Raw genomic sequence first — 21551 nt, 5'->3', positions numbered from 1 at the left:
AGGCATAGCCCTCCCCGAACGCGTCGCCCATCCCGAACACCCCACCCGGGACCGCGACGTCCTCGTGCCGGACGGTGGACGCGGACCCCCGCCGAGGTGCCCTCAGCGGCGGCGGACCCGCCGCGCCGGGACGTTCAGGCATGCAGCAGTCGGGAATGTGGGCTGTGTCGGTCGTGGGATCCATGCCTCTCTCTACTCCTCGTGCGAATCGACCAGGGCAGAGAGCCGTCTCTCCGTGGCTTCCAGCCACGCGATGAGGTTGGAGACCATGTAGTGGCCGCGGTCCTGCTGGATGAGGTACCACTCGTGCTGCCAGGCGAGCTCGGCCTGGGAGGCGTCCTCAGCGACGAGGACCGTGTCGAATGTCCGGTCGAAGTTCTCTTCGCCGCGCTTCCTGTACTCGAGCTCGATGCGTACGAGCTCGAGGGCCTTGCGAGGGCTCGTGCTGCCTGCGAAGCGTAGCCGGACCTGGAAGTCGGGGTCCAGGGGGCGGCGGGAGGGGACGTAGGGGGAGTCGATCCACTCCCCTAGCCGGCGTCGTCCCTCGTCCGTGATGCGGTAGAGCTTGGCGTCCGGGCCGGAGTCGCGGGGATCGAGGATGGGGGTGGCCCATCCCCATTCGACGAACTTGGCCAGCTGCCGGTAGATCTGGGAGGTCCGGGCGGAGTAGCCGACCCAGGGCCCGTGGGCCTCGAGCCATTTCCACACGTCGTACCCCGTTCGGTCCCCAGTGGAGAGCAGCCCCAGCAGGATGACCTCCAGCCGTCCCAGATTCACCTTCGCCTCCCCCGGTCGCTGTTCGTGGGCGTCCTTGAGGAGGATACGTCCTGTTGCCGTCACTTGGGCGCGCTCGTCATCGTTTCGAAGCGGCGCCGCATGCGGGCGCGGTCTTCGTCGGAGATGGGCAGCTGGGCATGCCACGACACGTGCGTTGCACCGTTCCTCGGATGGAGGCGCTCCATGAGGTCGTCTGCGAGGCGGGCACGGCCGGTGTCACGGAGGTGCTGGGCGTAGACCTCGGGCTGGTTGTAGAGGGTCGGGCCGACCTGGAGGGCGCCCTGCATCGGATCGGGGAGCGCGCCGGGGGTTCCGACGTAGAACCCGAGCCACTCTAAGAGGTGCGAGCGCATCTGCGCGGCGAGGTCGGGCTCGATGTCGATCAGGTTCTTCGTGAGGTACGGGTCCTCGGCGACGTTGAACAGGGACTCCCACTCGGCACGGAAGCACCCGGGGTGGTAGGTGCGGATGTAGAGGTGGTCCCGGGTCCGGACCGCGCGCTGGTAGGTGTGGGCGCCGTGGCCCCAGACGAGGTAGGGGCGGGACTCGATCTCCTGGCCGCGGATGGCGGGGGCGTAGGAGGTGCCCTGCCAGTTCTCGGGCTTGTCGAGGCCGAGGAGGTCCAGGATCGTGGGCGCGTAGTCGATGTTGTACAGCAGGGCGTCGTTGCGGGTGCCGGCGACGCCGGGCGCATCGGTGATGCCGGGCCAGTGCACGATCATCGGCAGCCGGTGGACGGGCTCGGAGGCCAGTCCGTGCTCGGCGTAGAGGCCGAGTTCGCCGAAGGACTCGCCGTGGTCGGAGGAGACGACGATCGCCACCTCGTCGGCCAACCCCATGGCCTCGATGTCGCGGCGCAGACGACCGAACTCGTGGTCGAAGAAGTGGATGGCGCCGTCGTACCCGTTGATGAGGTGCTCGAAGTCGGCCCTCGTGCGGATCTCGTCGGGCATGTTGTGCGGGACTCTCGACTTGTGGGGCGCGCCCGAGTAGTGGAGGTCGAGGGCGCTGCGCGGGCCGTAGACCTCGGCGTGGGCGTCGATGGCCTCCTGGTCCGGCCATTCGGGCGCCGGCCCCGCGTCGGCGGCCTTGGCCGTCCACTCTTCGTCCTGGAGGTAGTCGGTGTGCGGGTCCCAGTACGTCACGTGCAGGTACCAGTTCTCGGTGTCCCGGTGGCGGCCGATCCAGTCCAGGGCGGCGTCGGTGATCATGTCTGCGGGCTCGTCGCCCATGTCGGGGGTGACCTGGACGTTCTCACGGAAGTTGCCCATGAAGTAGTACGCGCGGTGCCGCTCGGCAAACGAGGACACGGCCGCGCACGTGTAGCCGGCGGCGTTGAGCGCCTGGCCCAGGAGCGGGCGGGTCGGGTGCGGGGCGTGGCCGGAGTCGAGGCGGAAGCGGGCGTCGTCGCCGAAGTGGCCGATGACCCCGTTCGTGATGCCGTGCTGCCCGCTGGTCAGGGCTGTGCGGGAGGGCAGGCAGGGCGAGTCGGAGCAGTAGTAGCGGTCGAACACCACGCTCGTGCGGGCCATCTCGTCCAGGTTGGGGGTGATGTTCCGGACGTAGCCGTAGGGGCCCGTGTGGTCGGGACGCAGGGAGTCCACGTCCACGTAGATGATCTTCATCGACCGTCTCCTCATTCATTTGGCATGTACCACTAGTGGAACACCATATTCGCGAAACGACAAGAGGCGAGATGGGCTTAGCTATATACAAAGTTTCATAGCTAACCTCTTGTGCTGGCGATCACACCGTGCCATCCTCGAACCAGCTGTTCGATGCGGAACAGAAGCAGACGCCCCGGGGACAACCCGGCTCTGTGCAGCTGAAAGGACGTAAAGATGCGTTTGAAGAAGACGGCCCTGTGCGCGACCGTCGCCCTCGGCCTGGCACTCGCCAGCTGCACGGGCGGGTCATCGGGTGGCTCCACGCAGGCCCAGAAGAACATCACCCTCGGCAACGTGCTCGCCCCGGCGACGTTCGCGGCGCAGAACGCGAACTGGGGAAACCAGTCGGTCTATTTCCAGGCGGTCTACGACTCGCTGCTCAAGATCGCCCCGAACGGCCACGACGTGCAGCCCTCGCTCGCGACGTCCTGGTCCTACAACGCCGACAAGACCGTGCTGACGATGAAGCTGCGCAGCGGTGTGAAGTTCACCGACGGCACCCTCTTCACCGCTGCCGTCGCAGCCCAGAACCTCATGCGGTTCAAGAACGGGACCTCGCCCCAGAAGTCCAAGATCTCCGACCTGGTCAGCGCGACGGCACCTGATGCGACCACCCTCGTGATCACCCTCAAGAAGGCCAACCCCGCGTTCCTGATCTACCTCGGCCAGGCCGCTGGCCTCGAGGAGAGCCCCGCGGAGGCCGGCAAGCCGGACGCCCAGACCAACCCGGTCGGCTCGGGCCCGTACACGCTCAACAAGGGCAAGACGGTCGTGGGTACCTCGTACGTCTTCGACAAGAACCCGAACTACTGGGACGCCAAGGACGTCCACTACAACACCCTGACGGTCAACGTCTACACGGACCCGACGTCCGAGCTGAACGCCCTGCGCGGGAAGCAGCTCAACGCGGCGACCGTCGCCGATCCCACGATCGTGCCCCAGGTCCAGGGCGCCGGCTTCACGATGAACGGCCAGAACCTGAACTTCGCCGGGCTCCTCCTCTTCGACCGCAGCGGCAAGACCAATCCAGCGCTCGGTGACGTCACGGTGCGCCAGGCGATCAACTACGCGATCGACGGCAGCGCCATGCTCAAGACCGTGGCCCAGGGCAAGGGCGTCCCGACCGGTCAGGTCTTCCCGGAGAGCTCGCCGGCCTATGATGCCTCGCTGAACTCCGTCTACCCGTACAACCCGACCAAGGCGAAGCAGCTCCTCGCAGAGGCGGGCTACTCCAGCGGCCTCACGCTGACCATTCCGACCTCTCCCGGCTTCTCGCCGTCTCTGTGGCCCCTGCTGCAGCAGCAGCTTCAGAACGTCGGGATCAGCGTGAAGTTCGTGGACACCGGGCAGAACATCATCTCCGACCTCCAGGGCCAGAAGTACGGCCTCTCCTACTTCACGCTCCAGCGCGATGCCAACGACTGGATGCTGATCAGCACCATGATCGCGCCCGACGCGACGTGGAACACGTTCAAGTACCAGGACCCGAAGGTGAACTCCCTCCTCGAGACGATCCGCACCAGCACGGGCGACGCCCAGGACGCGGCGCTCAAGAAGCTCAACGAGTACGTGGTGCAGCAGGCGTGGTTCGATCCGTGGTACGCCCCGACCCTGTACTTCGCCACCGACGGCAGGACCAGCGTGACCCTGAACGAGGGCAATGCATGGCCGAACCTCTGGGACATCACTCCCAAGGCCTGATCGACCTAGGCGGATCGAGGAATAGCAATGCTTGGTTTCATCATCCGGAGGCTGGCCGGCGGCGTGGTGCTGCTGGCAGCGATTGCCGTCGTCGGGTTCAACCTGCTGTATCTGGGCAGCGGGGACATTGCCCGGAAGATCCTGGGCGAGAGCGCCGATCAGGCGACGGTCGCGGCCAAGGCCCACGAGCTGGGGCTGGACAGGCCTGTGCCCGTCCAGTTCGGGGACTGGGTGGCACACGCGGTGCACGGGGACCTCGGAGCCTCGTGGTTCACGGGACAGCCGGTGGCGGACGCGATCACCTCGCGGCTGTCGGTGACGCTGTCGCTGGTCACGGGGGCGATCGTGGTGATCGCCGTCGTCTCGGTGGTCCTGGGCGTCCTCGCGGCGACCCGCCGCGGCTGGGTCGACCGCCTCGCGCAGGTCCTGGCCGTGGTGGGCCACGCGGTCCCGGGGTTCCTCTTCGCCGTCGGGCTCGTGCTCGTCTTCGCCCTGGGCCTGCACCTGTTCGACCCGACCGGGTACGTGGCCTTCACCGATGACCCGGTGGGCTGGGCGAAGACGGTGACCCTGCCGGTGGTCGCCCTGGCGCTCGGCGGCGTCGCGAACGTGACCCAGCAGGTGCGCGGGTCGATGATCGATGCGCTGCGCAACGACTACGTGCGCACGCTGCGGGCCCGCGGCCTCCCGGGCCGCCGGGTCGTCCTCAAGCACGTGCTGCGCAATGCGGCAGGTCCTGCACTGGCCGTCCTGGGCGTGTACTTCGTGGGCCTCCTGGGCGGGGCTGTGATCGTCGAGCAGGTCTTCGCGATCCCGGGCTTGGGCCAAGTAGCCGTCCAGGCCACCACCCAGGGCGACATCCCGCTCGTGATGGGCATGCTCATCGCCATCGGGATCATCGTGATCGTCTTCAACCTCCTCGTCGACCTGCTCCAGGGTTGGCTGAACCCGAAAGTGCGCCTGTCATGACCGCCAACGTCCACGCCCCCGATCCCGAGCTCGCCGTCCCCACCGCGCCCGATGCAACCGTCCAGGCAGGCCTGGTCCGGCGCCTGCTGCGCAACCCGCTCGCGGTGGCCTCCCTGGCCTTCCTCGCCGTCGTCGTCCTCGCGGCGGTCCTCGCCAGGCTCATCGCCCCGATGGATGCGAACCACGCCGACATCAACGCGGTCCTCGCCGCCCCCGGCGGGGCCCACCTCCTGGGCACCGACGGCGCGGGCCGGGACGTGCTCTCCCGGCTCCTGGTCGGAGCCCACCTCAGCCTCGCCGGCGCCCTGATCGCCCTGGTGGTCGCGATGGTCCTCGGGGTCGTCGGGGGCCTGCTCGCCGGGTACTTCGGCACATGGATCGACACCGTCTCGACCTGGGTCATCTCGCTGCTGATGGCCCTGCCGGGGATCATCGTGCTCCTGGCCGCGCGCGCCGTCGTCGGACCCTCCCTGTGGGCGTCGATGCTGGTCTTCGGCGTGATCCTGTGCCCGGCGTTCTTCCGCCTCGTGTACGCCTCGGTCACGGCGGTCCGGAACGAGCTCTACGTCGACGCGGCCCGCGTCTCGGGCCTGTCGGATTCCCGGATCATCGCCCGGCACATCCTGACCGTGGTGCGGGCCCCGATCGTGATCCAGTCCGCGATCGTGGGCGGGGTGGCCCTGGCCATCCAGTCCGGCCTGGAGTTCCTCGGCCTGGGCGACATCAACGTCCCCACCTGGGGGCAGATGCTCTCCGACGGGTTCACCAACCTCTACACGAACCCGCTGCTGATCGTATGGCCGGCCACTGCGATCGGCCTGACCCTGATCGCGCTCACGCTGCTGGCCAATGCCCTGCGCGACGAGCTCGAGCGCGCCTCCGGGCCCAGCAAGCGCAAGGCCGGCAAGGCGAAGACTGCCCCCGCACCCGCGGGCGAGCCGGTGATCAGGCACGACGACGGCGCCCCGGCGGGGCAGCGTGTCCTGGAGGTCCGCGGCCTCTCCGTGGCGTACCCGGCCCCCGGGGGCGGGCACAAGCGCGTCGTGCACGACGTGTCGCTCACTGTGGCCCGCGGCGAGGTCCACGGCCTGGTCGGGGAGTCCGGGTCCGGCAAGACGCAGACGGCGTGGTCGATCCTGCGCCTGCTGCCCGAGGGCGGGCGCATCGCAGCCGGGTCCATCCTCTTCGACGGCCGCGACCTCGCAGGGCTCTCCGAGCGGGAGATGGAGAGGCTCCGGGGCAGGCGCATCGCCTACATCCCGCAGGAGCCCATGTCCAACCTCGACCCCTCCTTCACGATCGGGTCCCAGCTCGTCGAGCCCATGCAGGTCTGCCTGGGCATTTCCAAGAAGGAGGCAACCGCCCGCGCCCTGAAGCTCTTGGCGAGGGTGGGCATTCCGAACCCGCGGCGGACCTTCGACTCCTACCCCCACCAGGTCTCCGGCGGGATGGCCCAGCGCGTCCTGATCGCTGGGGCGGTCTCCTGCGAGCCCGACCTGCTCATCGCCGACGAGCCCACCACCGCGCTGGACGTCACCGTCCAGGCCGAGGTCCTGGACCTCCTGCGGGACCTGCAGGCCGAGTTCCGCATGGCCGTCATCCTCGTCACCCACAACTTCGGCGTCGTCGCCGACCTGTGCGACAGGGTCTCGGTCATGCGCCTCGGGCGCGTCGTGGAGACCGGCCCCGCCCGCGCCATCTTCAAAGACCCCCAGCACCCCTACACCCGAGAACTCCTCGGAGCGATCCTGTCCGAGACCGCCCCCCGCGGCCCGCTCGCACCCGCACCCCAGAAGGAGGCCCTGCGATGAACCAGCCGATGCCCGTGAACCAGCAGAGTGGCCAGCCGCTGCTGGACATCCAGGACGTGATCGTCGAATACCCCGCCCGCGGGTTCCGTGCCAAGCCGTTCCGCGCCCTCCAAGGGGTCTCCCTCGACGTCCAGCGGGGAGAGTGCGTGGGCCTGGTCGGGGAGTCCGGGTCAGGGAAGACCACCCTCGGCCGCGCCGTGCTCGGACTGGCCCCCGTCACAGCCGGGAAGGTCCTCTTCCGCGGCCAGGACATCGCCCACGCGAACCGGGCTACGCGGCGCGAGCTCGCCGCGGACATCCAGGTCGTCTTCCAGGACCCCTACACCTCCCTGAACCCCTCCCTCACCATCGAGCAGATCCTCGCCGAGCCACTCACCGTCCGCAAGACCCACCGGGCCGACGCGCAGAAGCGGATCCGGGACCTGTTCGAGATGGTCCGCCTCCCCGCGGACTCCGGGTCCCGCCTGCCACGCGAGTTCTCCGGTGGCCAGCGCCAGCGCATCGCGATCGCCCGCGCCCTGGCCCTCAAGCCCGCCCTGGTGGTCTGCGACGAGCCCGTCTCCGCCCTGGACCTCTCCACCCAGGCCCGCGTGCTCGGGCTCTTCAAGGACATCCAGGAGCAGACCCAGGTCGCCTACCTCTTCGTCTCCCACGACCTCGAAGTGGTCCGGCACATCAGCCACCGGGTCGCGGTCATGTACAGGGGGGAGATCGTCGAGTTCGGCGACGGCGACCAGGTCACCGCCCGCCCCCAGCACCCCTACACCCAAAAGCTCTTCTACGCCGCCCCCATCGCCGACCCCGATGCCCAGGCCCAACGCCGCGAAGAGCGCCACCGGCTCCTCGCCGCACAGGCACCGTAAGCGGCTCGACCCAACGAGAAGCACGTTGACGAACATCCTGCTCATCACCGCAGACGACATGGACGGGGTTCGAGCCGATCGACGAGGGCATATCGGAGTGATCAACGACCTACTCAGGCAGGAGGGCTACCTGACCGGGATCCTGGGCAAGGTCACCTACCTCCAGCCGGTCGAGCGCATCGAGTGGGACGTCGCGGTCGACGGTCGACATGCGCGAACTCGGAATGGGCCTCAACCCTGGATGCGGTGATCCTGAGTTCGTCGTTGCCTCATGGGAGGAACACCGCGCTGTCAGGGTGTAGGACCAGTCTGGATGGCAGTCGGGGGCTGGGCCGCTCGTCCGTTGGCCCGAGGACGTCGAGGTCAGGAGTCTCTTCCCGGGCGGGCGCCGTGGGCGAGGGTGAGTTCGACGGCGGAGTGGTCGAGGTCCCCGATCCCTTCGGCGATCATGTGCTCGAAGACTTCCCTCAGGGTCGAGGAGACGGGCAGTCGGATGCCCTTGGCCGCGGCGGTGTCCTCGGCGAAGAGGAGGTCCTTGAGCTGGTTGGCGGCGCTGCCGCCGCCGGCGAAGTCCCCGGTGAGCCAGCGGTCGCGCTTCTGGGCGAGGACTTCGGAGTTGGCGAGGCCGCCGGCGAGGACGCGCAGTAGCTGCCTGCGGTCGAGGCTGTAGGCGTCGGCCAGGACGAGGGCTTCGGAGATCGCGGTCACGGTGCTGGCGACGATGACCTGGTTGCAGGCCTTGGCGATCTCCCCGGTTCCCGGGGCGCCGAAGCGGACCACGGTGGAGCCGACGGCTTCCAGGACGGGCATGGCTTTGGCGACGGCCCAGTCCTGGCCGCCGACCATCACGCTCAGGGCTCCGCTCTCGGCCCCGGCGACGCCGCCGGAGAGGGGGGCGTCGACGACGCCGATTCCCTCCCGGGACAGCTCTTCGGCGAGCCGGGCGACGCCGCGGGGGGAGACGGTGCCGTGGACGACGAGGACCGGGTGCTCGGTCCGTGCGCTCTGCCAGCCGGCCAGGAGGCCGGTGTCGCCTCGGAGGACCTCTTCGACGTCGGACAGGTCGGTCAGGACGGTCAGGGCGATCTCGGCTGCCGCCTCGGCGGGGGTCGCGGCGGCTTGCGCGCCCTGCGCGGAGAGTGCTTCGGCCTTGGCGGGCGTCCGGTTCCACACCGTCAGGTCCCCGAGGGAGGCCAGGAGCCTGCGGGCGATCGGCTCTCCCATCCGGCCCAGGCCCAGGACGGAGACGGCGGGCGGGCAGGTCACGGGTTCACCATTTCGTCTGGGGTCGTCAGGTGGGCTGGCGGAAGGGCTGTTCTCATCCTCGGTGTCCTCTCATCTTCGCAAAGGGGTCGGGCGGGTGCCGCGGCGGGTGCCGGTCAATTGGTGCTCAGCCCGAGGAGGGAGGGCAGGACGGTGCTGAACCATGGGACGAGTGCCAGGAGGACGACTCCGGCGAGGAGGACGAGGAAGTAGGGGACGAAGCGGCGGATGCTCCGTTCGACGCTCTCGCGTCCGGTGGCGGCGGCGACGTAGAAGCCGATGCCTGCGGGTGGGGCGAAGGAGCCGATGCCCATCGCCATCACGAGGACCATGGAGTACTGCACTGGGTTGATGCCGAACTGGACGGCGATCGGCAGGAGCAGGGGGGCGAAGATCAGCACGGCGGGCATCCCCTCCAGCAGCTGCCCCATGACGACCAGGATAAGGATGCTCACGAGCATGAACAGGAACGGGGAGGCGGAGAGGCCGGACATCGCGTCTCCGATGGCGGCGGACACCCCGGCGGAGGCCAGCGTCTGGGCGAAGGGGGCGGCGGCGGCGATGATGAACAGCACCATGCCCGCGGTGGTGACGGTTTCCCTGAGGGACTGCCAGGTGAGGGCGAGCCGGTGGGGACGGGAGACGAATGCGAGCACCAGGGCGTAGGCAACGGCGAGGGCGGAGACCTCGGTCGGGGTCGCCACTCCGGCGACGATCCCGGCGACGAGCCCGACGGGGAGGATCAGTGTCGGCAGCGCGAGGACGACCGCGCGCCCCTTCTCGGCTGGGGAGGTCCGGGCCGCCCGGGCGGTGCCCTTCGCGCGGAAGAAGACCAGGGCCATGACGCAGACCCCGAGGACGGCGGCGGGGACGAGGCCGGCCATGAAGAGGGTGGTGGTGGACAGCGAGGTGATCGAGCCGAGGATGAGCAGGACGATGCTCGGCGGGACGGTCTCGCCCATGATGGCCGAGGCGGAGAGGACCGCGACGACTTCGCCGCGGGGCACCCTTCTCTCCTCGAGCATGTCGCGCATCGTGGTGCCGACTGCGGCGACGTCGGCGACCTTGGACCCGGAGATGCCCGAGAAGACGTACATCGTCGCCACGACCGCCATCAGCGCCCCGCCCCTGATCCGGCCCAGGAGGGCGTCGACCAGCCGCGCCAGGGGGGCGGTGAGGCCGGCGCGGCTCATCAGCGATCCGACCAGGATGAAGAACGGGATGGCCAGGAGCAGGAACGAGTTCGCCCCGGACTGCATCCCCACCGGAACGGCGGAGAGGCCGGAGAGGTCCCCGCCCCAGAGGACGTAGACGGCCGAGCCCAGGGCGAGGACGAAGGCCACGGGCACCCCGAGCAGGAGGATCGCGAAGAGGAAGGCGAGCACGGCGGCCAGGAGCCCGTCCGAGCTCATGGCGAGCATCGGGCCCTGGGCGGCGAACAGTGCCGCCGACAGCGCCGCTGCCGCGGCGAGGCCGACCAGCGCAGCGCCCCGGGGCCGGCGTGCGAGCTTGACGAGGGCGAACCAGGCCGTTAGGGCCAGGCCCAGGGCGAAGGGCAGCGAGACGTAGGACTCCGGCAGGTTCAGGATGGGGGTGCTCTCCTGGGAGCGCTGGGCGAGCACGGGGAGGAACACTGCGAGCATGGCCGCGGCCGTGCCGAACACGAGCCAGTCGACCAGGGCGAGCTGGTACCGCTGCCACGCGGCCGGGAGGCGGTCGGCCAGGATCCGGATCGACATGTGCGCTCCGCGGGCATAGGCGATGGCGCCGCCCATGAACGCTGCCGTGTAGAGGGCGAGCTCGGAGACTTCCTGGGTCCAGGTCACCGAATTGCCGGTGATGACACGGATGAGGACGTTGAACAGGACCACCAGGAACTCGACGGCGATGGAGAGGCCGACGGCCGCCTCGAGCCCGGTGTCGAGCCACCTGGCACCGCTCCAGGCTCTCGCCTTCTCGGGTCCGGGGTGCTCTTCGGCCCGGACGATTCCGGTGCCCTCGTCGATTGCTGTTTTCATCTGCCTTGATCTCCAGTGTTCCGGATGCGGGTGAGGACGCAGGCGGGGGCCGTGGCCGGGCGGGCGCCGGCCGCGGTCCCCGATGCGGTCACTGCCCGTCGACGAAGTCGACCGTCTTGTTCAGGAAGTCCGCTCCGCCGACGGTGTCGGCGAACTCCGGGTACAGCGAGCGTGCGATCTTCTTGAACTGGGCGGCCCCGTCGGGGGTGAGGTCGTTGACCTTCATCCCCTGGGACTCGAGCTGCTTGATCTGCTGGTCTGCCAGGTCGGCGTCGTTCTTGGTCTTGAACGCGGCGGTGTCGTCGGCGGCGGCCTGCAGGGCCTGCTGGGCGTTCGAGTCCAGGCTCTTCCACTTCTTGTCGCTGAGTGCCAGGACGAAGGCGTCGCTCATGTGGTTCGTCATGGAGAGGTACTTCTGCACCTCGGCGAACTTGTTGGTCGCCGGGACCTCGACAGGGTTCTCCTGGCCGTTGATCGCCCCGGTCTGCAGGGCGGTGTAGACCTCGGAGAAGTTCATCGGCGTCGGGCTCGCGCCGACGGCGCTGAAGAACTTGGTCCACAGCGGATTGCCGGGGACCCGGATCTTCAGGCCCTTGAGGTCATCGGGGCCCTGGATGGGGCGGACGGAGTCGGTGACCTCCCTGGGGGTGCGCGAGAGCATGGCGAGCCCCTTGGTCCCGTCCTGGCCCAGGTCCGCCAGGAGTTCCTTCCCGGGTGCCCCGTTCAGGTACTTCACCTCCTGGTCGACCGAGGAGAACAGGTAGGGCAGGCTCACCGCGTTCATCTTCTTGTCCACCGCGGCGTAGACCGAGGTGGAGAGGATCACCGCGTCCAGCGACCCGCTCTGGACCCGGGAGACGGCGGCGTTCTGGTCGCCGCCGAAGCTGGTGCCGTTCGGGATGACGGTGACCTTGACCGTGCCGTTGGACTTGGTCTTCACGTCGTCGGCGAAGTGCTGGGCGGCCATCCCCACCGACGATCCGATCGGGTCGGGGATGGAGAGCTTGACCTCGACGCTGCTGTTCCCCGTGGCGGAAGCGCCTCCGGAGCAGCCGGTCAGGGCCAGGGCAGTGACAGAAGCGGCGGCGAGGGCCGAAAGCCAGCCGGCTCGTTTCCTCATGGTGTTCCTTTCATCTTCGGAAGGGGTCTTTCTCTCGTGGGGGTTCAGACGGTGGCGCCGATGAGGGCTTCGGTCTCCCGGCGGAGCTCGAGGGCGGTGGCGAGGGATTCGTCGATGACGATGTCATCCCACTTGACGCTGGCGCCCTTTGTGACGCTGTTCTTCAGCTCGACGTGGTGGGCGAGGGCGACGGGCAGGAGGCCTTCGCGGACGGACGTCTCGGCCGAGACGAGCTTGCCCCAGACGGTGTAGCCGCCTTCGCCGTCGAGGAACTCGCCGGCTGCGAGGTCCTTCTTCGCCGTGGCGACGACGTCGCCGAAGAAGCCCTTGGGGGAGCCGGTTGCGATCCCGCGCAGGACCGCGTTGGCGACCGTGATGTTCAGCTCGAGGCCGACGTAGTGGTACGGGCGGTAGAGGGCGGCGTACTGGCCGGTGGGGTCCGGGTGCCATGGGTACTCGGTGAAGCATCCCGAGACGTACCTGTTGGTGGCCTTGACCACGACGAAGACGCCCTCCTGGGTGTTGAACGGGATCCAGTCGCCCTCTCGGGTGACGCTGGACATCACCTCGACCGAGCCTTCGTGGGCCAGTACCCCGCCGACGGCGGAGGGCCGGCAGATCGTGGCGATCTCCTCGACGTTGCCGGGGGTGAAGGTCAGGCCGGTGTCGGAGGGGACCAGGCCGGCGGCGTTGGCGACGGCGGCCATCTCGATCGCGGCCTTGGTCCCGTCGCGGAAGGAGGTGTGCATGTGGGGGTTGAGCTGGCCCGAGTCGGTCAGCTCCTTGGAGAACTCCCAGTTCTCCCAGACGTTGTCGGGGTTCATCTCGTGGTAGTGCGGGAGGTACTTCGCTCCCTTGCCGGCGCAGACGACGTCGAACCCGGACGTGCGGGCCCAGTCGACCAGCTCCATGATCAGGGCCGGCTGGTCGCCGTAGGCCATCGAGTAGACGACTCCGGCCTCCTGGGCGCGGCGGGCCAGGGCGGGCCCGGCGAGGGCGTCTGCCTCGACGGTGACCATGATGATGTGCTTGCCCGAGGCGATGGCGCGAAGGGCGTGGTCGATGCCCACGATCGGGTTCCCGGTGGCCTCGACGATGACGTCGATGTCCGCTCCGAACAGGGCCGAGGCGTCCGGGACGACGGCGGTCCCGCGGCGGGCGAGGGCATCCTCGACGGTGGGGGAGACGGCCTCGGCGGGCCACTCGACGAGCTCGAGGGCGCCCTGGGCGCGCTTGGTGTTGATGTCCGCGATGGCCACGACGTGGACTCCGGGGATGTTCCTGGCCTGGGAGAGGTACATGGTGCCGAAGCGGCCGGCCCCGATCAGGCCGACCCGGATCGGGCGGCCTTCGGCTTCGCGCTGTTCGAGGAGGGAGTGGAGGTTCACGGTGCTCTTCCTGTCATCGGGCGGCCGACGGGGTGTCGTTTCGAGCCGGCTTCGCCCGACTCCCTCGTCGTCCGCTTGGTACCTTGAGTGGTAACGGTTACACTTTTGTACCAGCAGGAAGACCGTGAGGTCAATCACCCCTGTTCGGGAGACTGGTCTAGTCTTTCCATCAGACCCAAGGAGGAGCCGGTGAGGAAGCCAGCCACCATCCGCGACGTCGCCCGCGAGGCGGGCGTCTCGGTCGCCGTCGTCTCCCGCGTGCTCAACGACGGCACCGGTCCTGTGGCCCCGCAGACCAGGGCCAAGGTCGTGGCGGCGATCGAGCAGCTCGCGTACCACCCCAGGGCGGCCGCGCGGGAGCTCCAGCAGAGGACCACCTCGACCATCGGCCTGGTGCTGGCCGACCTGGCCAACCCCTTCTTCGCCCGTCTGGCCGACCGCGTCGTGTGGGAGGCCAGGGCCCGCGGGGTCCACGTGGTCCTGCTCACCACCCAGGAGGACCCGCATCTGGAGGCTGAGTCCCTCGACACCCTCATAGAGCGCTCGGTCGCCTCCGTGATCGCTACCCCCGCCGGGGACAATGTGGAGAAGTGGGGGCGGCTGATCGACCTGGGCATAGACGTCGTCTTCGTCGACCGCGAGATCGACCAGCTCGAGCAGACCGACGTCGTCACCATCCGCAACGACGTCTCCGCAGAAGTCGCGGCCAACCACCTCATCGGGCTCGGCCACAGCCGGATCGGCTTCATCTCCGGCCCCGCCGACACTTCCACCGGCCGTGACCGGGTGGCCGGCTTCCGGCGCGCCCTGCAGGCCGCCGGCCTGGCTGCGGACGGGGAACTGGTCCACCACATCCCCTTCCGCGGCGACGCAGGCGCAGACGCCGTCGGGGCGCTCCTGAACGCCCCCGAGCCCCCGACGGCAATCATCGTCGGGAACACGGCCCAGGTCCGCTCCGCCCTCCGGCGGATCAAGCAGTCCGACATCCGAGTCCCCGAGGACCTCAGCCTCGTCGTCTTCGACGACAACCCCTGGACAGAGCTCGTCTCGCCGCCCCTGACCGTGATCCGACAGCCCATCGACATGCTCGCCCTCCACTCCGTCGAACTCGCCGTCGGGCGCGCGAAGGGCCTCCTGCCCGAGCCCCGGCGGAGGATCGAAGTCGACGCCGAGTTCGTCCGCCGCTCCAGCACCGCGCCCCTGGCCCAGCACGCTCCCGCGCCCTGAGCCTTCGGCTCCCACATCACCCCGCCGCACAGACCGAAGGAGAACCATGCCCGCCGTCGTCCTCACCGCCGTCTTCCATCCCGCCGAGGGGACGAAGGAGCAGCTCGCCGAAGCCCTCCGCTCCGCCATCCCAGCCGTCCACGAAGAGGAGGGCTGCCTCCTCTACGCCATCCACGACGCCGAGGACGGAACCATCACCATGATCGAGAAGTGGACCTCCGCCGAGCTCCTCGACGCCCACGCCCGGGGCCCTGCAGTCCAGGCCCTCGACGCAGCCGTCGCCCCCTGCCTCGCCTCGCCCGCCGTCGTCACCAGGATGGCCCCGATCCCCGCTGGCACCGACCGGCAGGGGCGGCTGTGAGCAGCGTGCCGACGGTCTTCGTCATGGGAGTCTCCGGCGTCGGCAAGACCACCGTCGGCTCCGCCCTCGCCGCGGCCCTGGGCTTGGAGTTCATCGATGCCGACGACCTACACCCAGCCGGGAACAAGGCCAAGATGGGAGCCGGCATCCCGCTCACCGACGAGGACCGCTGGCCACGGCTCGACACCGTCCGGCGCGCCGCAGCCGCCCGCCCCTCGGTCGTCGCATGCTCCGCGCTCCGGCGCGCATACCGCCAGCGACTCCTCGCCCACGCCCCCCACGCCGTCTTCGTCCACCTCGACGCCGCCCACGACGACATCGCGCTGCGCATGGCCGCCCGAGACCACGAGTACATGCCCGCAAGCCTGCTCGACAGCCAGCTCGCAACCCTCGAACCCCTCGAACCCGACGAGCCAGGGCTCCGCGTCGACGCGACCCAGCCTCTCCAGGGCCTCGTCCAGAAGCTCGCCGGCGAACTGCCCCGCCGACTCAGGCCTCGTACCCCGAGCACCTGAACGACCAAGGACGAAAGCCCTGCCTTCGAACCCGCAACTCCGTCCCTAATGTGCCCGACGCGACTCCCAGGAGACCCGTCGGCACGGCCTGATCGGGCCAGGCTCCTCGGCTGTCCTGACATTTGCATCCGCAAGTTCTTGCAAGTAGGTCGACGTCTCACAAGCTGTTGTTGTTGAGTTGGTTGAAGGACCAGGGCCGGTAGCGCCTGCGGACCGCCAGGCGCTGTCCTCAGAGCACCTCGCCGAGCATTCCGGGGTACCGCCGTGGCGGCTCGTCCTCGTCCCGCGGCTGCGCCGCGGGGAGTTGCCGGCGGACGGTGGAGTACGTCCGAGCAGTCCCAGCCGAGATCCTGACACGTGGTGGCCGACCTTGGTCCGAAAGCCTGCCGTCCGCGGTGGGAGGCGGCCGCCCCGGGCTGCCGCCTACCTCACTGGTCCGCCGGTGCCGGTCCACGCGGACTTGGCCCGTTACGGGCGGATGCTGATGATCGTCTTTCCCTTGCGCCGGATGGTGGGGTTGAGGGCTGAGACCGCTTGGTCGAGGGGCGCGATGGTGTCGATGTTCGTCCGCAGTCGGCCATCCCGGACCCGCTGCACGATCTCGACCAGCTCGGCGCGATCGGCCTCCACGACGAAGTCCACCGCCAGGCCATCGGCCGGGCGGGCCTCGACCTGCCCGACGATGGACACCAGCGTTCCCCCGGGCTTGATCAGGGCCGCGGACCGCTTCTGTATGTCGCCTCCGATGACATCAAAGACAAGGTCGACGCCGCCGACAGAGTCGAGCGCGTCATTCTCGAGGTCGACGAACTCGTGCGCTCCGAACTCGAGCGCCTTCTCACGGTCACCGGGTCGGCCTGTGCCGATGACATAGGCGCCGGCCTCACGGGCGAGCTGTGTCACCATCGTCCCCACGGCCCCGGCCGCGCCGTGGGCAAGGACTGTCTGGCCGGCCTGTAGGCGGCCGTGCTGGAACAGGCCCTGCCACGCGGTCAGGCCGGAGATCGGCAGGGACGCGGCAGCGGTGAAGTCGACGTCGCCTGGCAGCGGGGCGAGGTTGCGTGCCTCGACGGCCACATACTCCGCCAGAGTTCCGTCGCGATGCCAATCCGCGAGCCCGAAGACCCGCTGTCCGATCGAGAGTCCGGTTGTGCCGTAGCCGAGGGCGCTGACCACTCCGGCCACCTCATGTCCGGGGATCGACGGTGTCTTGTCGTGGCCGGCGCGGTCGGTCCACGTCGATGGCCAGTCCATCTCGGTCGGGACGAATCCCGAGGCGTGAATCTGGACGATCACGTCGTTGATGGCCGCCCTCGGCTCGGGACGCTCGGTCAGCGTCATTCCGGCCAGTCCTGCTGCCTGATCGGTTACCACGATGGCTTTCATTGGTTTCTCCTCTGTCGTGTATTTCTGGGCGGAAGGTTGAAGCGAATATGCGGCGTTCTCGGGGATGAGCCTCTGCGGTGTCATTCATTGGCTGGGGCTGGTCGAGGTTCCGTCGTTCCGATCGTCACAGGCTGTTCACCTCGGATGCTCCGCCCCGCTTCGCCCACGCGGCTCTCCCTCACCGCGGTTGTGCGGGGGTTGTGCGCGAGAGGGCCGTGAACATCGTGGCGAGGAGCGCGAGGCCGCTGTATCCGAGTGCGATCTGCGGCAGCGGGAAGGCTCCGGAGAGCTGAGCCGAGATGATACTGGGGACGGTCGCCCCGCTGTAGGAGATGAGGTAGACCACAGCGAGGATCGGTGCCCGCTCGGCCGAGGTTCCTCCGTGCAGGAGGGCCCCGGTGGCGGCGCTGATAGCGATGCCCTGGCCGGCGCCGGCGAGGACGGTTGCGACGATGAACAGCGGGAGTGCCCCTGTCGCGATCGCGGTGATGAGGCCTATCCACCCCACCAGGAATCCGACCATACCGATGCGCTGAGCTCCAGCCGCTGTGAACCGGCCGCCGATGGGAGCCCCTAGTGCGCTCGAGCCCATGTAGGCGGCGAACACCAGTCCAAGCACGAGTGGGCTGCTGGTTCGGAGCTGGTCTTGGACCAGTGCGGGCACGAAGGCCTGGTAGAAGGCTCCGGTTGCCCAGGTAGCGAGGAAGACGGCGGCCGCGACGGGAAGCAGATGCCTGACTCCGACCGGCAGGCGGACGCTGGGCCGCAGTGACCGCCAACCGCCTGCTGTTCGGGTCACGGTTTCGGGGCTGACGGTGATCATCACTGCTGCGAGCAAGAGGAAGCTGATGTCGACGATGTACACGAGCTCGCGAGGCCAGGGCCCGAACTGGACCAGGGCACCTGATGCGACTGCACCCAGGGCCAGCCCGAGCATGACCGTCTGGCTGGAGGCCACGGAGGCCAGCCAGGCCGGCTTGACCGGGGCCGCGTCGACTATGTAGGACGTAAGGCTGCTGCTGGCCAGCCCGGCACCGAGTCCCATCAGCAGCCGACCGGCGACCAGGATGCCGATGTGGTGCACGTTCAACAGCGTCAGGGTTCCCGCAATCAGGAAGGCGAGACTGGCGATGGAGACGGGGCGCCGGCCCGCATGGTTGGAGAGGCGCCCCATGACCAACAGTGTCCCGAGCGTGCCGACCGAGTAGGCGACCACGGTCAGGGAGATGTCCGCGCTGTTGAACCCGTCCTGGGCCCTATAGATGTTGAACAGCGGAATCGTCGATCCCACCGTGGCAAACGACGCGAGCAAGGCGACGACCGCTGAAGCGAAGGCCAGCCACAGCGGTTCCTCGCGGCCGATCCCGTTTTTCGCCGGTCCTACTTGCTGCTCGACAGGCACCTTCGGTCGTGGCACAGCAGACACCTCCTGGGGGCCGGGAATGAGAGGCGGCTTGTGAACCGTGATCTCGACCCATGGATCCAATTTTTGGGCTTGCCAGCCCAGTTATTCCATTAAGCACCGCCGAGAGTGGGCTGTCAAGCCCAGTTTTAGTCTATGATCGGAGTATGAAAGCCAGTGCGGAGATCCGAGAGCCTCGGAGGCTCACCGACAAGGGGCAGGCGACGCGCGAGCGGATCCTGGAGCAGGCTGCCGAGCTCATCTACACCAACGGTGTCCATGCGACGAACAATGAGCAGCTCCGACGGGCCGCCGGCGTCAGCGGGTCCCAGCTCAACCACTACTTCCCGACCAAGGAGAGCCTCGTCCTGGCGGTGATCGAATGGCGTGCGGAGCGAGTCCTCTCGTTCCATCGCAGTGACCGGTTCGCCAGCTTCGACAGCCTGGACGCGTTGCGGGAGTGGGCGGACTTCTATGTCGGCTTCGAGCGCGCCCATCAGGAAGGCTGCACCCTCGGGTCCCTCGCGAGCGAGATCATCAAGACCGACCTCGACGTCCACGATGAGCTCGCGAATGCGTTCGACCAGTGGAGGGACATCTTCCGCGACGGTCTCCAGCGCATGCAGAAACTCGGCCGCATCAGTGTCGACGCCGATCCCTCCCGTCTGGCCAACCTGCTGCTCTCCGCGTTCCAGGGCGGCATGCTCCTCTCCCAGGTACAGCGGAACACGACTCCGCTGAGAGACGCCCTTCGGGCCGCGATCGAATACGTCCAGACCTTCGAGACCTCTCCCGGCACCGCCTCACCCCGGGTTCAATAGCCGCCGATGATCGATGCAGGTCTACAAAAATCCAGGTGCCGCGCAGCGCGATCTCCTTCAGGGCTGCCAAGCCTTCAGACGAGCCCTGACCGATAGTGCCCCGTCCGGTGGAGGATTCGCAAAGGGGCATTCGTGCCCGATGGTCTTGCGGTCGGCTCGGCCTAGAAATGGACCATCTTCGATGACAGAACCGAGCCGCTGGGCGGCGACGGAAGCCCCGGAATGACTGGTCCGCCTCCTTGTCTCAAGCACCAAGTTGCGTGCCAATCTACGAGCAGTTTTGTGAGATGGCAGTTTAGCTGCATGTCCGGGGACCTATCTGCCGAAAGTGAGCGGAGTATCTGCAAGTTCTTGCAGATACTCCGCTCACTTTCGCTATTCAGAACTATTCGTGTGGACCCGGGTGGTGTCGGCGCCTGCTTCTCCAAAGCTGGCCCACATAGCCCATCGGCGACTGCCCAGCGTGTGAATCTGGCTCCTGTGCTGGGGCGCGAGAAATAGGTCTAGACAAAACCGCCGGACCTCATATGCGATATATCGGCTGCCTACTCGGAAGTCTTCCAGGTAGGCTGCAGTGTTTTCTTACCAAGTGCTCCTGCGGAACATTACTGCGGAGCAAGAATCTCCGTTCATGGTCTGTGCCCCTGGAATTCGCCGGTTTCTTGATTGATTCTGGACCACTACTCATTCCTTTATGTTCGGGGCGCACCTAGGATTTTGCCAGCAGGCAAGGACTGCAAGGTTTGTCAGCCGAGGAGAAGTGCAAACTGACTCCTGAGCCCAAAACTAACCTCAGAATCCTCTGACGATTCCCGCTGCACCGTTGAAGGACATACTGACCGGATTGGATTGCAACCTAGACGGACTGAACTGACTCCATTCCTTCAGCGGCGTGGACTTGAAGGGTAGGGCGGCATCATTCCGAGACTTCTGAGCGGAACTGCGGCGAAGAGCGTCCCGGCGGCCCTAATTGGCCCGGGACCCTTGACGCATTGAGGTCCACCCTAGGACGCCATGCTCGCCGAAAGAGGGAGACGATACGGTCCACAACGTGAATGGGGCCGTCCGGCGCGAGCCGTGGCCCATCGAGCGTCGAGCCCATTTCTGACGCTCGACGCCCCGACCGCCCGGTTGAGGTCGCGCCGAAGAATCGAATGGGTGATTCCCGTCGCGCTCCCTTGCCCCCGCTCTCACTGGCGGGCGGAGGACCCGTGCCCCCCGACGTTGGAGCGGGGGCCTGGGCCAACCGCGACGGGCTTGTTGATCTCGTGCAGCGTGGGCGGCTGCGCTCCTCTCCGGCTGACGGTTATCGCTGCAGCGGCAGCGGCGAAGGCGCCGGCCGCGGCCAGCTCGTGGTCGTCTCCGGGTTCGAATGGCCAGCCGATGCGGCGGAGAAGGGCCCAGAGGAGGGCCGACATGTAGCTGTCGCCTGCGCCGACCGTGTCCGATACGGCGGTGGGCACGGGCCCGACCTCGATGATGTCCCTGCCGGCGTAGAGGAGCGACCCCGCCTGGCCTCGTGTGAGGGCCACCACGGGCCCCAGCAGCCCGATGGCACGGACGGCCTGCGTGGGCGCGAGGTCGGGGTAGAGGAAGGCGGCATCCTCGTCGCTGAGCTTGACCAGGTGGGCGAGTGCGGCGAGCCGCTGGAAGCGCATCTGCGCCGGTTCCGGGTCTCCGGTCAGGGCTGGGCGGATGTTCGGGTCGAGGCTGACGGTCGCTCCCGCCTCGCGCAGCGTCCGGGCGATCTGCTGGACCCGGTCCGCGCCGGGATGCAAGAAGGCCGAGATGGAGCCGATGTGGAGGTGGCGTGCGGCGGGGAGCTCAATGTTCTCTGGGAGGGCCCATTCGATGTCGAAGCTGTAGGCCGCGGATCCGTCGGCCCGTATCTCGGCCTCGGCCGTGGCAGTGCGGACCGCGGACCAGGATTCGGGGAGCAGCCTGACGTTGTCGGCGCCCAGCCTCGAGGCGATCGCCTCGCCTCGGGGATCGCGGGCAATTGCCGTGAGGAAGGATGTGGGCGCGCCGAGCCGGGCGAGGCCGAGGGCGACGTTCGCAGGGGAGCCGCCGGGGTGCTCTTCGGTCCCGTGGGCGCAGGGGATGATGTCGACGAGGGCCTCCCCGACGACCAGGACCTCGTCGGGGCGGGTTTGGACGAGTCGCATCATGGACGTGCCGAGGTGGGGGACTTGGCAGGGGGGCAGGGGAGTGGCCTCAAAGTGGCTCCTGGCTCTGGGAGGGGGCACGCTCTCTCCCGGGGTC

At 68.2% G+C, this 21551-nt stretch carries 18 protein-coding genes and 1 pseudogene; 9 read left to right on the top strand and 10 right to left on the bottom strand.

All coding sequences use genetic code 11. From position 1 onward, the window contains the following. The 3 genes and pseudogenes from V7053_RS05375 to V7053_RS05365 form a co-directional block, all read right to left on the bottom strand. Positions 1–184, bottom strand: a pseudogene (locus V7053_RS05375) (hypothetical protein); the annotation flags it as partial. Between the two features lie 8 nt (positions 185–192). Next, positions 193–840: a PadR family transcriptional regulator gene (locus V7053_RS05370; protein WP_334171237.1), complete on the bottom strand. Its 648-nt coding sequence runs from the start codon at positions 838–840 to the stop codon at positions 193–195. Then, positions 837–2402: a sulfatase family protein gene (locus V7053_RS05365; protein WP_334171236.1), complete on the bottom strand. Its 1566-nt coding sequence runs from the start codon at positions 2400–2402 to the stop codon at positions 837–839. Before V7053_RS05365 ends, V7053_RS05370 begins: the two co-directional genes overlap by 4 nt. Positions 2403–2618: 216 nt before the next feature. Here V7053_RS05365 and V7053_RS05360 point away from each other — a divergent pair, with 216 nt between their 5' ends. Genes V7053_RS05360 through V7053_RS05340 form a run of 5 tightly spaced genes read left to right on the top strand, consistent with a single transcriptional unit; the run spans position 2619 to position 8038 of the window. Beyond that, a complete protein-coding gene (locus V7053_RS05360; RefSeq protein WP_334171235.1) occupies positions 2619–4145 on the top strand; it encodes an ABC transporter substrate-binding protein in 1527 nt (508 codons plus the stop codon). Between the two features lie 27 nt (positions 4146–4172). Beyond that, positions 4173–5114: an ABC transporter permease gene (locus tag V7053_RS05355; protein ID WP_334171234.1), complete on the top strand. Its 942-nt coding sequence runs from the start codon at positions 4173–4175 to the stop codon at positions 5112–5114. Further along, on the top strand, positions 5111–6925 hold the full coding sequence (locus V7053_RS05350; RefSeq protein WP_334171233.1) for a dipeptide/oligopeptide/nickel ABC transporter permease/ATP-binding protein: 1815 nt from the start codon (positions 5111–5113) through the stop codon (positions 6923–6925). Before V7053_RS05355 ends, V7053_RS05350 begins: the two co-directional genes overlap by 4 nt. Beyond that, on the top strand, positions 6922–7788 hold the full coding sequence (locus V7053_RS05345; RefSeq protein ID WP_334171232.1) for an ATP-binding cassette domain-containing protein: 867 nt from the start codon (positions 6922–6924) through the stop codon (positions 7786–7788). The genes V7053_RS05350 and V7053_RS05345 overlap by 4 nt, the downstream gene beginning before the upstream one ends. Positions 7789–7813: 25 nt before the next feature. Further along, positions 7814–8038 carry a hypothetical protein gene (locus V7053_RS05340; RefSeq protein WP_334171231.1) on the top strand — a complete coding sequence of 75 codons (225 nt, stop codon included), beginning with the start codon at positions 7814–7816 and terminating at the stop codon, positions 8036–8038. Positions 8039–8151: 113 nt separating this feature from the next. Here V7053_RS05340 and V7053_RS05335 read toward each other — a convergent pair whose 3' ends face one another. The 4 genes from V7053_RS05335 to V7053_RS05320 all read right to left on the bottom strand — a co-directional run bounded on the left by V7053_RS05335 (position 8152) and on the right by V7053_RS05320 (position 13577). Beyond that, on the bottom strand, positions 8152–9054 hold the full coding sequence (locus V7053_RS05335; RefSeq protein ID WP_334171230.1) for an NAD(P)-dependent oxidoreductase: 903 nt from the start codon (positions 9052–9054) through the stop codon (positions 8152–8154). Positions 9055–9167: 113 nt separating this feature from the next. Further along, entirely contained in the window at positions 9168–11069 is a 1902-nt protein-coding gene (locus V7053_RS05330) for a TRAP transporter large permease (RefSeq protein ID WP_334171229.1), read from the bottom strand. An 88-nt stretch (positions 11070–11157) separates the two neighbouring features. Beyond that, positions 11158–12189: a DctP family TRAP transporter solute-binding subunit gene (locus V7053_RS05325; RefSeq protein ID WP_334171228.1), complete on the bottom strand. Its 1032-nt coding sequence runs from the start codon at positions 12187–12189 to the stop codon at positions 11158–11160. A 44-nt stretch (positions 12190–12233) separates the two neighbouring features. Further along, entirely contained in the window at positions 12234–13577 is a 1344-nt protein-coding gene (locus V7053_RS05320) for an NAD(P)H-dependent oxidoreductase (RefSeq protein ID WP_334171227.1), read from the bottom strand. 189 nt (positions 13578–13766) lie between these two features. On the opposite strand from V7053_RS05320, the gene V7053_RS05315 reads away from it, so the two are divergent. The 3 genes from V7053_RS05315 to V7053_RS05305 are packed head-to-tail and all read left to right on the top strand — an operon-like array spanning position 13767 to position 15680. Next, complete coding sequence (locus tag V7053_RS05315; protein ID WP_334171226.1) at positions 13767–14804, top strand: LacI family DNA-binding transcriptional regulator; 1038 nt, start codon at positions 13767–13769, stop codon at positions 14802–14804. 46 nt (positions 14805–14850) lie between these two features. Beyond that, positions 14851–15165: a putative quinol monooxygenase gene (locus V7053_RS05310; protein WP_334171225.1), complete on the top strand. Its 315-nt coding sequence runs from the start codon at positions 14851–14853 to the stop codon at positions 15163–15165. Then, positions 15162–15680, top strand: a complete 519-nt coding sequence (locus tag V7053_RS05305; protein ID WP_334171224.1) for a gluconokinase — start codon at positions 15162–15164, stop codon at positions 15678–15680. Before V7053_RS05310 ends, V7053_RS05305 begins: the two co-directional genes overlap by 4 nt. A gap of 468 nt (positions 15681–16148) precedes the next feature. Here the strand turns inward: V7053_RS05305 and V7053_RS05300 are convergent, their stop codons facing one another. Then, on the bottom strand, positions 16149–17066 hold the full coding sequence (locus tag V7053_RS05300) for an NADP-dependent oxidoreductase (protein WP_334171223.1): 918 nt from the start codon (positions 17064–17066) through the stop codon (positions 16149–16151). A gap of 178 nt (positions 17067–17244) precedes the next feature. Beyond that, positions 17245–18483, bottom strand: a complete 1239-nt coding sequence (locus V7053_RS05295; RefSeq protein ID WP_334171222.1) for an MFS transporter — start codon at positions 18481–18483, stop codon at positions 17245–17247. A gap of 152 nt (positions 18484–18635) precedes the next feature. Here V7053_RS05295 and V7053_RS05290 point away from each other — a divergent pair, with 152 nt between their 5' ends. Beyond that, entirely contained in the window at positions 18636–19289 is a 654-nt protein-coding gene (locus V7053_RS05290; protein WP_334171221.1) for a TetR/AcrR family transcriptional regulator, read from the top strand. Between the two features lie 1190 nt (positions 19290–20479). On the opposite strand, the gene V7053_RS05285 is transcribed toward V7053_RS05290, so the two are convergent. After that, positions 20480–21457: a carbohydrate kinase family protein gene (locus tag V7053_RS05285; RefSeq protein ID WP_334171220.1), complete on the bottom strand. Its 978-nt coding sequence runs from the start codon at positions 21455–21457 to the stop codon at positions 20480–20482. Between the last annotated feature and the right edge of the window lie 94 nt (positions 21458–21551).

It is taken from the genome of Sinomonas sp., assembly GCF_036848755.1.
Classification (GTDB): Bacteria; Actinomycetota; Actinomycetes; order Actinomycetales; family Micrococcaceae; genus Sinomonas.
Note: the sequence above shows the minus strand (reverse complement) of the source record. Positions and strands in the feature narration are given on the sequence as shown.

Bases quoted from the DNA above. Each gene is read 5' to 3' on its own strand.
- V7053_RS05365 (WP_334171236.1), bottom strand. From the start codon at position 2,402: ATGAAGATCATCTACGTGGACGTGGACTCCCTGCGTCCCGACCACACG.
- V7053_RS05360 (WP_334171235.1), top strand. From the start codon at position 2,619: ATGCGTTTGAAGAAGACGGCCCTGTGCGCGACCGTCGCCCTCGGCCTG.
- V7053_RS05355 (WP_334171234.1), top strand. From the start codon at position 4,173: ATGCTTGGTTTCATCATCCGGAGGCTGGCCGGCGGCGTGGTGCTGCTG.
- V7053_RS05350 (WP_334171233.1), top strand. From the start codon at position 5,111: ATGACCGCCAACGTCCACGCCCCCGATCCCGAGCTCGCCGTCCCCACC.
- V7053_RS05345 (WP_334171232.1), top strand. From the start codon at position 6,922: ATGAACCAGCCGATGCCCGTGAACCAGCAGAGTGGCCAGCCGCTGCTG.
- V7053_RS05330 (WP_334171229.1), bottom strand. From the start codon at position 11,069: ATGAAAACAGCAATCGACGAGGGCACCGGAATCGTCCGGGCCGAAGAG.
- V7053_RS05325 (WP_334171228.1), bottom strand. From the start codon at position 12,189: ATGAGGAAACGAGCCGGCTGGCTTTCGGCCCTCGCCGCCGCTTCTGTC.
- V7053_RS05310 (WP_334171225.1), top strand. From the start codon at position 14,851: ATGCCCGCCGTCGTCCTCACCGCCGTCTTCCATCCCGCCGAGGGGACG.
- V7053_RS05300 (WP_334171223.1), bottom strand. From the start codon at position 17,066: ATGAAAGCCATCGTGGTAACCGATCAGGCAGCAGGACTGGCCGGAATG.
- V7053_RS05290 (WP_334171221.1), top strand. From the start codon at position 18,636: ATGAAAGCCAGTGCGGAGATCCGAGAGCCTCGGAGGCTCACCGACAAG.
- V7053_RS05285 (WP_334171220.1), bottom strand. From the start codon at position 21,457: ATGATGCGACTCGTCCAAACCCGCCCCGACGAGGTCCTGGTCGTCGGG.